Raw genomic sequence first — 447 nt, 5'->3', positions numbered from 1 at the left:
ATCCTCAAGATGGACCGCAAGCGCGGCAACATCGTCGTGTCGCGTCGCGCGATCCTCGAAGAAACCCGCGCCGAGCAGCGTTCGGGCCTGATCCTCAGCCTCGCTGAAGGCCAGATCATCGACGGCGTCGTCAAGAACATCACCGATTACGGTGCGTTCGTTGACCTCGGCGGCATCGACGGCCTGCTCCATGTCACCGACATGAGCTACAAGCGCGTCAACCACCCGAGCGAAGTCATCGCCATCGGCGACGAAGTGAAGGTGCAGATCGTCCGCATCAACCAGGACACCCAGCGCATCTCGCTCGGCATGAAGCAGCTGCAGTCCGACCCATGGGACGGCGTCGACGCCAAGTACCCGATGGGCGCCCGCTTCACCGGCCGCATCACCAACATCACCGACTACGGCGCCTTCGTGGAGCTGGAAGCCGGCGTCGAAGGCCTGGTG

1 protein-coding gene is annotated in these 447 nt (G+C 63.5%); it reads left to right on the top strand.

Annotated features, from left to right (window positions below; genetic code table 11):
- Positions 1-36: 36 nt before the first annotated feature.
- On the top strand, positions 37-447 hold a 411-nt coding region (locus AACY08_RS29775; protein WP_339472679.1), incomplete at its 3' end, for a S1 RNA-binding domain-containing protein.

This window comes from Pseudomonas sp. EL_65y_Pfl1_R83, from assembly GCF_963970695.1.
In the GTDB taxonomy this organism is placed as follows: Bacteria; Pseudomonadota; Gammaproteobacteria; order Pseudomonadales; family Pseudomonadaceae; genus Aquipseudomonas; species Aquipseudomonas tritici.
The sequence above is the reverse complement of the archived record's forward strand: the minus strand, read 5'-3'. Positions and strand labels throughout refer to the sequence as shown.